This is a genomic window from Flavobacterium chryseum (genome assembly GCF_004362015.1).
Classification (GTDB): Bacteria; Bacteroidota; Bacteroidia; order Flavobacteriales; family Flavobacteriaceae; genus Flavobacterium.
This window is the reverse complement of sequence record NZ_SNWW01000006.1, coordinates 97,749-111,550: the sequence shown is the minus strand read 5'-3', so window position 1 is coordinate 111,550 and position 13,802 is coordinate 97,749. Positions and strand designations below refer to the sequence as shown.

16 protein-coding genes are annotated in these 13,802 nt (G+C 32.8%); 5 read left to right on the top strand and 11 right to left on the bottom strand.

Features of this window, described 5'->3' with window-relative positions; genetic code table 11:
- Positions 1 to 39: 39 nt before the first annotated feature.
- A complete protein-coding gene (locus EV143_RS13025) occupies positions 40 to 336 on the bottom strand; it encodes a TIGR03643 family protein (protein WP_133508377.1) in 297 nt (98 codons plus the stop codon).
- Positions 337 to 617: 281 nt separating this feature from the next.
- Between EV143_RS13025 and EV143_RS13020 the strand changes: the two genes are divergently transcribed.
- Positions 618 to 1,301 carry an SDR family NAD(P)-dependent oxidoreductase gene (locus EV143_RS13020; RefSeq protein ID WP_133508376.1) on the top strand — a complete coding sequence of 228 codons (684 nt, stop codon included), beginning with the start codon at positions 618 to 620 and terminating at the stop codon, positions 1,299 to 1,301.
- Positions 1,302 to 1,314: 13 nt separating this feature from the next.
- A complete protein-coding gene (locus EV143_RS13015) occupies positions 1,315 to 2,730 on the top strand; it encodes an SDR family oxidoreductase (protein WP_133508375.1) in 1,416 nt (471 codons plus the stop codon).
- 112 nt (positions 2,731 to 2,842) lie between these two features.
- On the opposite strand, the gene EV143_RS13010 is transcribed toward EV143_RS13015, so the two are convergent.
- A complete protein-coding gene (locus tag EV143_RS13010; protein ID WP_133508374.1) occupies positions 2,843 to 3,847 on the bottom strand; it encodes an SDR family oxidoreductase in 1,005 nt (334 codons plus the stop codon).
- A gap of 633 nt (positions 3,848 to 4,480) precedes the next feature.
- Here EV143_RS13010 and EV143_RS21665 point away from each other — a divergent pair.
- Entirely contained in the window at positions 4,481 to 4,873 is a 393-nt protein-coding gene (locus EV143_RS21665) for a hypothetical protein (protein ID WP_208111277.1), read from the top strand.
- A gap of 236 nt (positions 4,874 to 5,109) precedes the next feature.
- Here the strand turns inward: EV143_RS21665 and EV143_RS13000 are convergent, their stop codons facing one another.
- Positions 5,110 to 5,379 (bottom strand): hypothetical protein, encoded by a 270-nt coding sequence (locus EV143_RS13000; RefSeq protein WP_133508373.1) that lies wholly within the window; start codon positions 5,377 to 5,379, stop codon positions 5,110 to 5,112.
- 305 nt (positions 5,380 to 5,684) lie between these two features.
- Between EV143_RS13000 and EV143_RS12995 the strand changes: the two genes are divergently transcribed.
- Positions 5,685 to 5,954, top strand: coding sequence for a hypothetical protein (locus EV143_RS12995; RefSeq protein ID WP_133508372.1), 270 nt, complete (start codon positions 5,685 to 5,687; stop codon positions 5,952 to 5,954).
- A gap of 153 nt (positions 5,955 to 6,107) precedes the next feature.
- Here EV143_RS12995 and EV143_RS12990 read toward each other — a convergent pair whose 3' ends face one another.
- From EV143_RS12990 to EV143_RS12960, 7 genes are all read right to left on the bottom strand, one after another.
- On the bottom strand, positions 6,108 to 6,422 hold the full coding sequence (locus tag EV143_RS12990) for a hypothetical protein (RefSeq protein ID WP_133508371.1): 315 nt from the start codon (positions 6,420 to 6,422) through the stop codon (positions 6,108 to 6,110).
- Between the two features lie 16 nt (positions 6,423 to 6,438).
- Positions 6,439 to 6,582 (bottom strand): hypothetical protein, encoded by a 144-nt coding sequence (locus EV143_RS21480; RefSeq protein ID WP_166638153.1) that lies wholly within the window; start codon positions 6,580 to 6,582, stop codon positions 6,439 to 6,441.
- A 95-nt stretch (positions 6,583 to 6,677) separates the two neighbouring features.
- The gene (locus EV143_RS12985) at positions 6,678 to 7,172 is read right to left on the bottom strand and encodes a DUF2243 domain-containing protein (RefSeq protein WP_133508370.1); all 495 of its coding nucleotides are present in this window, start codon (positions 7,170 to 7,172) and stop codon (positions 6,678 to 6,680) included.
- A 405-nt stretch (positions 7,173 to 7,577) separates the two neighbouring features.
- Positions 7,578 to 7,952: a response regulator gene (locus EV143_RS12980; RefSeq protein ID WP_133508369.1), complete on the bottom strand. Its 375-nt coding sequence runs from the start codon at positions 7,950 to 7,952 to the stop codon at positions 7,578 to 7,580.
- 914 nt (positions 7,953 to 8,866) lie between these two features.
- Positions 8,867 to 9,271 (bottom strand): response regulator, encoded by a 405-nt coding sequence (locus EV143_RS12970; RefSeq protein WP_133508367.1) that lies wholly within the window; start codon positions 9,269 to 9,271, stop codon positions 8,867 to 8,869.
- Positions 9,268 to 11,580, bottom strand: coding sequence for a PAS domain S-box protein (locus EV143_RS12965; RefSeq protein WP_133508366.1), 2,313 nt, complete (start codon positions 11,578 to 11,580; stop codon positions 9,268 to 9,270). The genes EV143_RS12970 and EV143_RS12965 overlap by 4 nt, the downstream gene beginning before the upstream one ends.
- Positions 11,581 to 11,636: 56 nt before the next feature.
- On the bottom strand, positions 11,637 to 12,398 hold the full coding sequence (locus EV143_RS12960) for a LytR/AlgR family response regulator transcription factor (protein ID WP_133508365.1): 762 nt from the start codon (positions 12,396 to 12,398) through the stop codon (positions 11,637 to 11,639).
- A 659-nt stretch (positions 12,399 to 13,057) separates the two neighbouring features.
- On the opposite strand from EV143_RS12960, the gene EV143_RS12955 reads away from it, so the two are divergent.
- Positions 13,058 to 13,318: a hypothetical protein gene (locus tag EV143_RS12955; RefSeq protein ID WP_133508364.1), complete on the top strand. Its 261-nt coding sequence runs from the start codon at positions 13,058 to 13,060 to the stop codon at positions 13,316 to 13,318.
- 113 nt (positions 13,319 to 13,431) lie between these two features.
- On the opposite strand, the gene EV143_RS12950 is transcribed toward EV143_RS12955, so the two are convergent.
- The gene (locus EV143_RS12950; RefSeq protein ID WP_133508363.1) at positions 13,432 to 13,788 is read right to left on the bottom strand and encodes an SPW repeat domain-containing protein; all 357 of its coding nucleotides are present in this window, start codon (positions 13,786 to 13,788) and stop codon (positions 13,432 to 13,434) included.
- Between the last annotated feature and the right edge of the window lie 14 nt (positions 13,789 to 13,802).

Genomic DNA, 13,802 nt, shown 5'->3' with positions numbered 1-13,802 from the left:
GTTTCACAATTTCAACCAATGTAGTAATTAAATTATATATTATATCCTTTTTGATATTTTATTATTGGAAATTGCTCTTTGCAAGTTACATTTAAAACGATCAATTCCCTGATTTCGTTTATGCAAATGTTTTGTTTTGCAGTTTTCAACTCTTGTCCGCCATAATTTATAACTGCTAAATTTAAGCTCTTTTTTCATTAATGCTTTCACATCTGATTCAGATAAACCAAATTGATATTGTATAGCATCAAAAGGAGTTCTGTCTTCCCATGCCATCTCAATGATTCGGTCTAACTCAATTAGCGAAAAATTATTTTCTTGTTTTTTTAAGTCCATTTTTCTTTAAGTCTTGCTAAAGTTTTAAGGCTGAATATTTTACGTTTTTTAGCCTTATTTTAAATTGATTTATACGCTAATTTAAATAAAAAAGAATTTATTTTGTTTAACTTTTACTTAAAATTATTAAACAATCCTTATCTTTAACATTTAAGGATCTGATCAATTAAAATTACAGCAGATTGTTGTAAAATTAGTAGTGAATATCTGTATTCATTTGGCCTAACAAGTATATATCATCCACAAAAAGCTTTAAATAATATCAACTCAATTGTATAAAAATGGATAAAATTGTTATTATCGGAGGAAGTAAAGGTATCGGAAGTGCTATTTTGCTTCAGCAGTTAGAACACAGCTTAGTTTATAATATCAGCAGAACGCCTCCTGATATTTCACATCCTAACTTAGTTCATTTTTCAATTGATGTTCTTACCGAGCCTTTGCCTGAGATAGAAAATATTGATGCTTTGATTTATTGTCCGGGATCCATAAATTTGAAACCTATTTTGAGTTTAAGCCTTGATGATTTCAGGAATGATTTTGAAATCAATGTTATTGGCGCTGTAAAAGTTATTCAGCATTATTTGCCAGCATTAAAAACTTCGATGCATCCGTCAATTGTTTTATTTAGCACTGTTGCTGCAAAATTGGGAATGCCTTTTCATGCGAGTATTGCCACAGCAAAAGCTGGACTTGAAGGACTTGTAAAATCACTCGGAGCAGAGCTGGCGCCCGGCATACGGATTAACGCCATTGCACCAACTATAACAGAAACTTCGTTATCAGCTTCGATTTTACGAAACGATCGTATGAAAGAAAATATGATGGAACGACACCCAATGAAAAATTATTTGAAACCTCAGGAAGTGGCCCGCATGGCAAATTATCTGATTTCTGAAGATGCAGCATCAATTTCGGGTCAGATTTTCCAAATGGATTATGGCTTGGTAAGTTTCAAATTATAAAACGAAATAAAACATGAAAATTCTATTAACAGGTGCAACAGGTTACATCGGCAAGAGACTTTTACCTTTGTTATTAGATCATGGACATGAGGTAATTTGCTGTGTCAGGGATAAAAGCAGATTTTATTTCTCTGATGAGTTTAAAAATAATATAACAATTATCGAAGTTGATTTTCTGGATCCGCAAAGTCTTGAAAATATTCCCAATGACATAGATGCTGCATATTATCTGATTCATTCAATGTCAGGTGCTTCCAATTATGATGAATTAGAAAGTATTTCGGCAAATTATTTCATAGAAAAAATAAACAAAACAAATGCAAAACAGGTTATCTATCTGAGCGGAATTGTAAATGACAAATCACTATCCAAGCATTTATCATCCAGAAAAGCTGTCGAAGAAATCTTAAAAACCGGAGCAGTTGCATCCACCACGCTACGAGCAGGAATTATTGTGGGATCTGGAAGTGCCTCTTTTGAAATAATCCGTGATTTAGTCGATAAACTGCCCGTTATGATTACCCCGAAATGGCTTAATACGAAATGCCAGCCTATTGCCATTAGTGATGTTTTAGAATTTTTAATTAAATCACTGCTGAATCCATTAACGTATAATCAAAGTTTTGACATTGGAGGACCTGATATATTGAGCTATAAAGAGATGCTGTTAGAATTTGCGAAGGCAAAAAGACTTAAAAGATATATTTATACGATACCGGTAATGACTCCTAAATTATCTTCTTACTGGCTGTATTTTGTTACGTCGACTTCTTTTAAACTGGCTTCTGCTCTGGTTAGCAGTATGAAGGTAGAAGTGATATGCCGTGATACGAGAATTAACAATATACTAGAAATAACACCAATTGGTTATCAGCAGGCTTTAGACAGAGCTTTAATAAAGATTAATGATGATGCTGTAATTTCAAGTTGGAAAGATTCTCTGGTAAGCGGTCAGTTTAAAGGAAATTTGGCTAACTATATCAAAGTACCCAAAAAAGACTGTTTTATTGATCGAAGAAAACGACAAATTATAGACAGTGATTTTACTATTGAAAAAATTTGGTCTATTGGCGGCGAAACAGGCTGGTATTACGCAGACTGGCTTTGGGATTTAAGAGGATTTATTGATAAAATTTTTGGAGGAGTGGGAGCCAGACGCGGAAGAACTCATAAATATTATATTCATGCAGGAGATGCACTCGATTTTTGGCGCGTAATATATGCCGATAAAAAAGAAGGAAAACTGATTTTATATGCCGAGATGAAATTGCCGGGAGAAGCATGGCTGGAATTTAAAATTATAAACAACACATTGTATCAGGCCGCTACATTTAAACCAAATGGAATTTCTGGAAAACTCTACTGGTATTCGGTTTTACCATTTCATGGTTTTATCTTTAATGGAATGATTAATAAATTGATACGATGATTTAAAGTTTTTATTTTAGTGTTTTTATTTATGCAATTAAAAATCCCATTTCAAATTGAAATGGGATTTTTTAGTTTTTGCTCACTTTGATCCAAATAAAATATTGAATAAATTAAGGATTACCTTCACCGCCGCTGGCACCATAAATTTGTCCAGTTGCATAACTAGCATCATTAGCGGCAAGCTGTACATAAATAGAGGCAAGCTCAGCAGGTTGTCCGGGTCTTCCCATTGGTGTTTGTGAACCAAACTCTTTTAGTTTTTCCATCGTCGCTCCTCCGCTTACCTGAAGTGGAGTCCAGATTGGTCCCGGCGCTACACCATTAACTCTGATGCCTTTGGGAGCAAGCTGTTTGGCAAGAGATTTTATATAATTGGTTGTAGCAGCTTTTGTTTGAGCATAATCATATAAATCTTCTGTTGGTGCATACGCTTGTACAGAACTGGTTCCAATTATTGAAGCACCGGGTTGCAAATAAGCTAGAGCAGCCTTGATAATCCAGAAAGGAGCATAAATATTCGTTTTCATTGTCCAGTCGAATTCTTCTGTCGAAATATCCAATATTGATTCATGAGTCTGCTGGCGTGCAGCATTATTAACAACAATATCTAATCCGCCAAGTGCTTTTGCCGCCTGATCGACAAGTGATTTGCAGAAATCTTCATTGCGTAAATCGCCAGGAATTGCAATTGCCTTACGTCCTTCGGCTTTGATGAGCTGAATTACTTCTTTGGCATCTTCTTCTTCGGTAGGAAAATAATTTATAGCTACATCAGCACCTTCTCGTGCATAAGCTATAGCAGCGGCTCTTCCCATTCCGGAATCTCCTCCGGTTATCAATGCCTTACGGCCCTTTAATCGTCCGGAGCCTTTATAGCTTTTCTCTCCATGATCAGGTCGTGGATCCATTTTACTAACAAGTCCCGGCCATGGCTGCTTTTGCTCTTTAAATGGCGGTCTCGGATATTTTGTTTTTGGATCTTCTGCACCATTTGAAATTTTAATTTCGCCTGTTCCAAAACCATTCGCTAAGACAGGATTAACGGCTGCCGTTGCAATTACTGCTCCCATACTTGTAAGTGCGGAGCGACGTGATATTATATTTTTAACATCCATAATAATTAATATTTAATTTTTAAACTTGTATGTCTGTGTTGTTGACAATCAAATAAATGTAAAAAACAAGGTGCTCAGAGTCTTATAGAATTTAAGTATTTTATTACAGAATATAATATGTGATTGAATTTCAAAAAAACCTAAGTATCTAATTATTTTGATGTTACGCATTATGGTAGTATTAAAAATGTAAGAATTTCTTATAATTATATAAAATGGCATATAGTCTTGCAGCTATCTTGGTCTTTAATTAAATAGATGATTATTAATCTGTTACAGATAAGATTTAAAGAATAGAATATAAGAGATATGAATCTATATACAGATTCTAATTCTAATAAGAAAGGCAGAAAATAACTGCCCTGGTTGATTATTTAAAGTTGTAAACCTGTAGCAATAAAAATGCTACAGGTTTATTTTTTTTTATCTGTGTTGATTACAAATTTTTCCCAAAGTGTAAAGCTGAATTCGCAAGAACCTTAGCAATAAATCCATAATCGATAATTGGTTTAGTTTAATTCTAATTCAAAATTTATTAAATCAGAAATTGTATAAACTATAAGAATAATCATTTAATAATCAGGCTATTGAAGCTGATACATTTGAAATATTACAAATTAAAAACTTAATATTATGAAAACATTAAAATCAAAAATCGCAATAGTTGTTGTTGCACTCGGATTATTATCTTCTTGTAAAAATACTACTGCCAGTTCAAGTCAGGGCGGTATGGACGGTGAAGGTACTGATTCGACTCAGACAACTATGGATACAGTAGGAAGATCCATGGATTCTACAAATGTTAACGGTACAAATGGAACTGGAACAAATGGAACTGGAACAAACGGTACAGGAACAAACGGTACAGGAACGAATGGCACTGGAACAAATGGAACTAGAACAAACGGTACAGGAACGAATGGAACAGGAACAAACGGTACAGGAACAAACGGTACAGGAACGAATGGCACCGGAACTGACGGGACAGGTGGTACTGGCGGAACTGATGGAACAGGTAAAAATTAACTTGCTATTAGTTACGAGTAAATTAAATTAAACCGATTAAAAGAAAAAGGCCTGTGGTGTAATAACCACAGGCCTTTTTTATATTCTTAATTTTATATTGTTTTCGGGAAATGAATTCTTCCATTTAAAACCCAAATACTTTTTAATAATGATAAAAATAATACACTTCCTGGTTTAAAATTTAATACTATCGGCAAGAGAGAAACAAAACAAATAAACCAGGAATGTGCATTATACTAAGCATTTTGAACATTTGGTTCTTCAAAAAATTCTAATTCTGATTTTATAAGATCCTTATATTTTGCGATTCCAATTGCTGCTATAGGAATGGATAGCTTTCCAATAATTGAACTCGCTTGTTTTTTGCCTATTTTACTAAGGTAAGAGGACAAAAGTATAGAGCCAATTGCTCCGCAAAGGATATAACTAGCCGGAACATCAGCTATTTTATTTTCTATAAATTCTCTGATGTCTTCAAGATTTTCCTGATTAATTAAGTTTTCCATGATTTAATATTTTAATGATAGATATATTTTTTTAATAATATTAAAATTAAAAGTTTATCGCCAAATGAAATTATAGAATTATGTGGCTAGTTTATATAATTGGCGGTAATTAATAAAAAATGATAATTTATTTTGAAGTGAGTAATAAATTAATAATCAGCCTTTTATTTCATTAAATTGATTTAAATGGAAATCATATAAGGTCAGTCAGACGTTATATAAAATAACAGTCGATTAGTTCACCAAATTTGTAATAAGAGATTTCTATATCTCTAATAATCAAATTATTAATTAAAATATACATTATGAAAAATTTAATTTTAACAGGTGCAATGCTGTTGGTATTTGGAACTGCAACTGCAGTTGCTCAGGATACTCCAAAGAAATCAACTCAAACCACTACGAAAACTTCTAGTGACACCGTAACAAAGAAGAAAAGTACAAAAGGTACTACAACTTCATCTCCTCACAAAACCGGAACGGAGAAACAAAGTACTACAAAGACGTCTACTACTAAAACAAGATCTATGGATCCTGCAACACGTAAAGATAGCGTTGGTACAACTACACCATAAGTTTGGTGTTTACAGATTGTAAAAAAGCCTATAAATTTTTATAGGCTTTTTATTTTTATAGTAATTTCAGTATTGCTTTTAAAAACAAAAAGCCACTTGATTTTACAAGTGGCTTTAATGTATTTGATTTATTCGATTCAATTCTGAAAGTGTTTAGGATTGATTGCTTTCACTAGAAAATTCACTATCTCTATATCGCTCATTTTGTTCTTCTTCGGTTGAATCTTCATCATCCAGATCACCTTCTTCTTTAAGATTGCTGTCGTCTAAACCATCATCATCCGTGTCAAAATCTTCTTCATTTGAAAGCGTATCTTGTAGCTCATCGAATTCCTGATTTCGGCTTTCACCTTCTCCGGAAAATGAATTATCGAATGGTGGAGCGTCTATATCTTCTTCCTGACTTTGCTTCTCAACTTGAAAATTAGGATCATATTGACCGTAATTTTGTTTATCTTCTAAATTCATAATAGTGTCTTTTAGATTATTTTTTCTTGTTTGATGCTTTTTTCGAATCTGTGTCTTTAGAGGTGCTTTTTGCAGCAGTTTCTTTTTTATCAGCTTTTTTAGTATCAGTATTTTTATCTGATGACTTTGCGTTACCTGTGTTTTGTTTTGAAGTACTCATAATGTATATTTTTTAAATGTTTATTTAGTAAATATCCTTGATATACAGGTTTCTTTTTTTCAAGATGCTGATTGTTAATTATATAATTACCAGTATTATAGTGTTGCAGGTTTAGTAATACCTTTTTTTATTACCAACGATCCCAGAAATAATAGTAAAAGTCCAAAAAGAAGGAACCCATAATTCCATAGATTTTTATCTGGGCTAAGTTCTCTCACATTGTGCAAATGCAAAATATGATGGTTAATTATTCCTTCAATCAAATTGAAAGTTCCCCATCCAAACACCATTCCTCCTGTCATTAGATATCCGGATTTATTACTTTCTCTGCGTGCCATTATTCTCCACATTAAATAAATTCCAAAGAAGGTTGAAAATAAGGTGAAAAGGTGAAAAATACCATCCCAAAACATATTTATACTTTTATTTAGCATAGTATCGGTAGGAATGATATTAGACAACATTTCGTGCCATTGTAAAATCTGGTGCATTACGATGCCATCAATAAATCCTCCCAAACTTATACCTAGTACCATTGCGGCGAAGCATAACCGCATGTCAGGCATTTTTTCTAAATAGAATTGTCCCATTTTTGTTTGATAAGAACTGAGGCACAGGTATGATAATAGGTAAATAACAATGCTAAGCCCAATAAAGGCGGCAAACAATAAATATTGAGTAAGATCAAGACTATGGCTAATGCCTTCCTGTACTTCGTCATTACAGCTTACACAAGGATAGGCGTTTGTAGAATACATTGTTATAACCAATAGCAATACATCATTAAATCGATGCGAACGACTTTTTTTGCTATTTAGCCAAATAGCAGTGTCCCTAAGCGACTTAAGAAATTCAATTCCCTGAGTGAATAAGCGGAAAATAGTGGTTATCGATTGCTTTTTTTTCATAAATTTTATTTTAAAGTACAGCACGAATATTCTGTGCTGCCTAAGGCTGATTTTCACAATGGGGGACTTGTGATTTTATATCAAGGATTAACAGATGTTTTTTATAATAAGATTTTGGAGTTCCGTAAACGTGCAGGGCTTAATTAGATAATCCTCTGCTCCTGAGAATGAACTTCCGGCAGGAGAACATAGTGAGGAAGTAGATAATATGATAACAGGAATATCTTTAATTGTTTGTCTTTTTTTAATTTCATTTATTAATTCTGGTCCGGTCATAAAGGGCATATTAACGTCTACTATAATAAGGTCGGGAATAACCTCCTGGTTAATTAATTTATTCAATGCGTCTATTGGATTATGTACAGCAGTATAAGCTGCATCAGAAACAGTTTTTAAAGCGTCTTCGAAAAATTCGCAGTCATCAAAATCATCATCTATTTGTAAAATATTTTTATACTTCATTTTTACGGCTGTTAAATATTGGTGTATAAATAAGTTCTTGGGAATAGATTAAGCCTCTAATGGTCAGTTTTTCATTATTAATTAGTGAAAGTTTTTCATTTTTTAGAATAATATAATTTAAATTATTTGATGATTTAATTTTGTAATGTGTTAATATATTGGCACTTAGCTTTTTAATTTTTATATAATACCAAATGTAGAAGGACGTGTAGCTGTCAACTTTCATAATTTTTCACGTTTTTTATACAATTCCCATGTTTGGAGTGTAAATACGATTAGTCAATAATTTTAGTGTAATAAATATATAAGGGATTTTGAGCGCTTCATTTTTATCTAATGGGCATAAAAAAAAGCCCATTTCCGAAGAAAATGAGCTCTGAGTTTAAACTTTAATCTAACAATTTATCTATGCCAGATATCTTGTTTTTCATTCTTAAACCTCTATCTATTTTTCTTGAAAATAACATAGCCTCCAAATAGAATACCTGCTGTAAATAATATAGAGATCATTGAGTCAATAGGTACCGCCACGGGTAAATCAGGTAACCCGGGCGGAGGTGGATTTGAGGAAAAAACTATGGTGGGAATTAGTAAAATTAAATAGGAAGCTAGCTTTTTCATTAATTTAGATAAATGTTAGTTTAATTTGTTCATTGCTTGTTTGCTACATTATGTTTAGTAACCTGCTGCTTAAATTGCAGTGGCTAATAAGCACATGTTAATACAAATTAAAAGGAATGCGTTTTAAATAAATAATGCGAAGTAATAACTGACTTTTACAAGGTATAAGTGTTTAGTAAAAATAAGGTTATTATAAAAGCCAGAGTCATAGCTTAAACTATGAATACAATCGGATTAATTTCGAAGAAACAAAAATTTTAAAAAAGGATCATGAAAAATTCAAATTTGATCTTCTAGATAATGCGGTCAAGAAATTCTTTAGTAATGGGTTTAACGTGAAAAGAAACCACATTTTTATTGTTGATAGATCGGGCAATGTCTTCATTGTCAATGGTTGAAGATATAATATAAGCCTTAGCATATTTTTTTAAGGAAGGAGATAGTTTATCATAAGCATCCAAAAATTCAAATCCGGACATTAAAGGCATGTATATATCTACAAATATTACCTGAGGCAATAAAGGAATATTATCCTCATTGTCCTGCAGGTATTGCATGGCCTCTTCTGCAGCTGTATAAAGCAACACATTTTTCGCAAAATTATTTTGAGTAATCATTCGTGATGTAATGTAAAGATCTATGACGTTATCATCAATAATCATTACAGTCTCAAATTTTGGAGGTAATTCTGTGCTCATGGTTTCAAATTTTTTAGTTTGATAATAAATGTGGTTCCAGTGCCTTTTGCCGATTGTATTTCTATAGAACCATCTAATATTTCTATGGCATCCTTTACAATATATAAGCCAATTCCTGAGCCATCTTTTTTGCCTGAAAGCCGAAAAAACATTTCATATATTTTTTGATGATATTCCGGATCAATTCCAATTCCGTTATCAGCAATGGTAATATAGAGTTTTTCATGGTCTGAATGTCCAGTTATCTTTATATATCTTCCGGTTTCTTCTTTTTTATGGTATTTTATTGCATTCGAAATCAGATTTTCTAAAATAGTATTAAAACGCAGCCTGTCTGTATAAAACGGTTGCTGTTCTTCGACTTTAATTTCATAACGAATTCCTTTTGCTTCTGTAATGCATTGAAGCGAATCTACAATATCAAAGAGTGTTTCATTAACCGAAATCTTTTCTACTTCAACTCCTGAGCGTTTGTTTCGCGAATAGCTTAAAATATTTTTGATAAAATCATCCAGACGATTCACACTGCTGCGTATCATTTCGGCATGCTTAAGAGTATCTGCTTCCAGACTTTCTGCTTCAATAAAAGAAAGCAGACCAAGAATAGAAGTAAGGGGAGAACGTAAATCATGAGAAACACTGTAAACAAATCGATCCAGTTCTGAATTAGTTTTGATGAGTTCTCTATTTCTTTTTTCCAGATTTATTTCTGCTTTTGTGCGATCAGTTACATCGTTCGAAAGAATTAATCTTGCAGGAAATCCTTCATAAATAATGTCATGTGCAATGATTTCAACCGGAACAATTGTTCCGTCTTTCTTTAAATGATTCCATTTTCCCCGATTGTAATTGGATTTGTTAATGGCTGAAGTATCGGTAGATTTTATGAAATTATTTTTGTCATCGCCAGGTCGTATGTCCAGAGCAGTCATAGAAAGAAATTCCTCCCGGCTATATCCATACTGCAGAATAGACATTTTATTGACGTCGAGAAATTTAAAAGTTACTAAATCGATAATCCACATTGGCATTGGATTTTTATCAAAAAGATACCGGTATTTTTTTTCGCTTTTTTTCAGTCTTTTTTGTGCCAATTTCATTTCTGTAATATCAGCAAGCACAATAACAGCTCCTGTGATCTGGCCTTCAGCATCACGAAAGGGAACAGGATAGGGCAGAACATTCCGTTTATCTCCATTCGGGCGTTCAATAATTATTTCCTTGCTAAGGCTTAAATTATCTTCATGCAAAGCCGTAGCCATCGAATAGGAGGTAAGTGGTATGGGGTTATTTTTATTATTGTAAATATTCCACGATTCGTGCCATAAATCTTTGCCTATTTCCGGTTCTCTTCCCCATAAAACAGCAGCAGCTTTATTGTAGATTAGTATGCGTCCTTCACGATCGCAGGAATATGTGGCAACAGGTAATTTGTGTATAAGATCTTTATACATTTTTTCTCGTTCCTCAATTTTTTTCCGGGACAAAACCTGCTCTGTTACGTCATTGGCGAAAACAAGAATACCGTCGATATTGTTATCCAAATCCCTATGCGCCTGATAAATGAAATTTAAATAAGCACCTCCGGGATTTTCGTTTCCATAGCGATTAAACTTTATTAGCATTTCGTTTGCTGAAAAAGGTTCACCCGTTTTATAGACATTATCTAATATTTCAAAAATTCCCTGCGTTTCAAGTTCCGGTAATACTTCTTTTACGGTTTTACCAATAATATCTCTTTTATCGATTAACTGTAAATAAAATTCATTTGCCAATTCATATACATGATTAGGGCCTTTTAAAATCCCCATACAGGAAGGAGCATGATAAAATAAATTATAAAACCGTCGTCTTTCTATTTCAAAAGCCTTTTTTATGTTTTTTTTCTCGGTATTTTCTCTGTTCAAAAAATCATCGGTACTACCGTTTTTTAATACTGTAGAAGCTTCTTCAAGCGCGTCTTTAATTTTATTTGTTAAAGTACTAAGATTCTCTTTTAGCACTAAATCCGTAACTCCGATTTTTATAAGCTTTATAGCTTTTTCAAGATCAATAGTTTGTAAAACAAAAATAAAAGGAATTTGCGGTGTCAGTTTTTGCTTTAGTCTAAATAGTGCAATCCCGTCAAAAGATGGGAAAGTAGCATTAGAAAGAATCAGGTCAGGTTTAAAATTATGTAGCGCCGTTTCAAACTGGTTCTCTGACTGAACAATTTCTAAAATACAATCGATATTGCCATTATTCAACTCGTGTCGAATCGACTCAATGTCGGCAGGATTGTGCTCAGCAATTACTATTTTTGTTTTCATAGAGAATATTCAGTCCGTATTGGTTGAAATTAACTTTTAAAAAGGTAAGGTTTTTTTTATTCTTTAAGCTTAATAAATTTGTTAAAATCATCTTGTCGCCTTTTAGCAACCGGTAAAATAGCCCCATTTGAGAGTTCACAGAAATAACCGTCTTTTTTCGAAATCTTAGTGAGATGACGAAGATTAACAATATACGAATGATGTATTCTGAAAAAATAACCGTTGTCCAGAATGCTGCTGTATTCTCCCAGATTTCGGCATGACATTATTTTATTGCCATTTGAAAGAACAAAAACAGTATATTTTCCATCTGCTTTACAATAAGTAATCTCTGCCATAGGAATTAGTTCTATTTTTTCTAAAGATGCAACAGCCACATAATCATTAGATTGATTTGCAGAATTCAAAATATTAATGCTGTTAATTTTTTGATTTTGGTAAGAACGTTCCATTTCTCTTATTTTAATTACTTTATAAACAGCTAATATTATGGCATTAAAATCAATAGGCTTCAATAAAAAATCAATTGCATTGTGCTTAAATGCTTTAATAGCGTAGTCTTTTTGTGCTGATACAAATACCAGTTTTGGAATGCTGAATTTTAATTGTTCCAGCATTTCAAAGAAAAGATCATCTACAAGTACAATATCCAGAAAAATAAGGTCTGGTTTTTTTGACTTTATAATATTGGTTCCGTCGCTAATGTTATCAGCATCACCGATTATTTCCATAATCATAGCGTTCTCTTCTTCAAATTTTTTTAAAATGAGCAAAGTTTCCTTTTCTTCAGATATAATTATGGCATTTATAGGAGTCATGGCTTTTTTTGGCGGTTGGTTGATCTAAACAATAAATTTATTGATAGTGTCTAATATAATGTGTTGATTTCTATAGTCTTACCATGCTATCGTATAGCGCATTATTAAAATAGAAATTACATAAACATTTGTTAATGCATTGCTTATGTTAGGGCGGGATTTCGCGAAAAGTAATAAGTGGGCTTCAATGCGTACAAGTGGGCAAAACAGCTTCTTTCGCGTATTTATAAATTATTTTTTAGGAATAGCGAACCCAGATAAAACAATCGCTGTTGAGGTTAATCTTTCAAATGTAGCTACAGTGATTACAATTCTTTATTACAATTGCGGTAACACCTTATACAATTCCCATATTTGTTTAAGTATTGGGATGGAAATTATTTAAACAGATATTATAATTAGCCAATAAGCTTTTTCTCAGGATAGATAAACAGCTTGTTGCTGACCATAAAAACGAGTTGCTAAACTCAATCCTTAGAACGGTTTTTATAAAGTATTTAAACAAATTAAACCTTAAACAAAATGCTGTTAATCAGTTTCTTAAATTAATGATAATGAAGTTATAAACTAAGGAATATTGTAAGATTGACTGTAAATACTGTAAGAAACATGTATGTCAGTCAACTACTTTTCACCTATTAATTTTAAACAAAAATATTATGTCATTAGAAAACGATCACAGAGAAGGAGCTACTGCCAAAGCAATAGAAGAGCAGACAGCTAAATTACCATCAGATTTATTCCTATATGCCTCAGTGGCCGCAATGGGTGCGTCGCTTACGCTAAAAGTTTTAGGGAAAGGCCAAACTGCGCTGTTTGTAGGGCAGTGGGCATCACCATTTTTATTATTTGGTATTTATAACAAACTGGTTAAACTGGAAGGTCATGATGCTCAAGACAGTAAAGAAGGTACGCTGTAAAAACAACTGTCGTAAATAGGGTTTAACTCCTGAATGGGAGGAAGAAAGTATTTAACTTTCGATTATAATTAAAATAAGCTGCCTGAGGCAGCTTATTTTTTTTTGCAAAAAATCTATAATTCAATTCGCGGTTTTGGATTTGTCATTACGGCCACTCCAATTTCTAATAAACCGAGTATCAAATGCGGAAGATAAACGACCTCTGAAAATCCAAGCAGCCAGGGTGATGCAGCAAGAAATATTCCCGAAGCAATATCCAGCATCAAGTGAATGTTCATTGGGATTAACTTTACAAGTCCCAATTCGTATTGGGTCAATATGCTGTATACTAATGCTCCCGCACCAAGAACAAATAATACAATACTTGGAGTACTTTCGACATTTAACTTCAAAAGAAAAGGTACTGCAATAAGAATAATGCCCATGATATAATCTATATATCCATGCGTTTTTGTATCAATTGGTTTCATAATGTTTTATTTAA

Coding starts and splice junctions, on each gene's coding strand:
- EV143_RS12970 (WP_133508367.1), bottom strand. CDS start 9,271: ATGAGCACAGAATTACCTCCAAAATTTGAGACTGTAATGATTATTGAT.
- EV143_RS21665 (WP_208111277.1), top strand. CDS start 4,481: ATGAAAACATTAAAATCAAAAATCGCAATAGTTGTTGTTGCACTCGGA.
- EV143_RS12995 (WP_133508372.1), top strand. CDS start 5,685: ATGAAAAATTTAATTTTAACAGGTGCAATGCTGTTGGTATTTGGAACT.
- EV143_RS13020 (WP_133508376.1), top strand. CDS start 618: ATGGATAAAATTGTTATTATCGGAGGAAGTAAAGGTATCGGAAGTGCT.
- EV143_RS12960 (WP_133508365.1), bottom strand. CDS start 12,398: ATGACTCCTATAAATGCCATAATTATATCTGAAGAAAAGGAAACTTTG.
- EV143_RS12965 (WP_133508366.1), bottom strand. CDS start 11,580: ATGAAAACAAAAATAGTAATTGCTGAGCACAATCCTGCCGACATTGAG.
- EV143_RS13015 (WP_133508375.1), top strand. CDS start 1,315: ATGAAAATTCTATTAACAGGTGCAACAGGTTACATCGGCAAGAGACTT.
- EV143_RS12990 (WP_133508371.1), bottom strand. CDS start 6,422: ATGAATTTAGAAGATAAACAAAATTACGGTCAATATGATCCTAATTTT.
- EV143_RS13000 (WP_133508373.1), bottom strand. CDS start 5,379: ATGGAAAACTTAATTAATCAGGAAAATCTTGAAGACATCAGAGAATTT.
- EV143_RS13010 (WP_133508374.1), bottom strand. CDS start 3,847: ATGGATGTTAAAAATATAATATCACGTCGCTCCGCACTTACAAGTATG.
- EV143_RS12950 (WP_133508363.1), bottom strand. CDS start 13,788: ATGAAACCAATTGATACAAAAACGCATGGATATATAGATTATATCATG.
- EV143_RS12955 (WP_133508364.1), top strand. CDS start 13,058: ATGTCATTAGAAAACGATCACAGAGAAGGAGCTACTGCCAAAGCAATA.
- EV143_RS13025 (WP_133508377.1), bottom strand. CDS start 336: ATGGACTTAAAAAAACAAGAAAATAATTTTTCGCTAATTGAGTTAGAC.
- EV143_RS21480 (WP_166638153.1), bottom strand. CDS start 6,582: ATGAGTACTTCAAAACAAAACACAGGTAACGCAAAGTCATCAGATAAA.
- EV143_RS12980 (WP_133508369.1), bottom strand. CDS start 7,952: ATGAAGTATAAAAATATTTTACAAATAGATGATGATTTTGATGACTGC.
- EV143_RS12985 (WP_133508370.1), bottom strand. CDS start 7,172: ATGGGACAATTCTATTTAGAAAAAATGCCTGACATGCGGTTATGCTTC.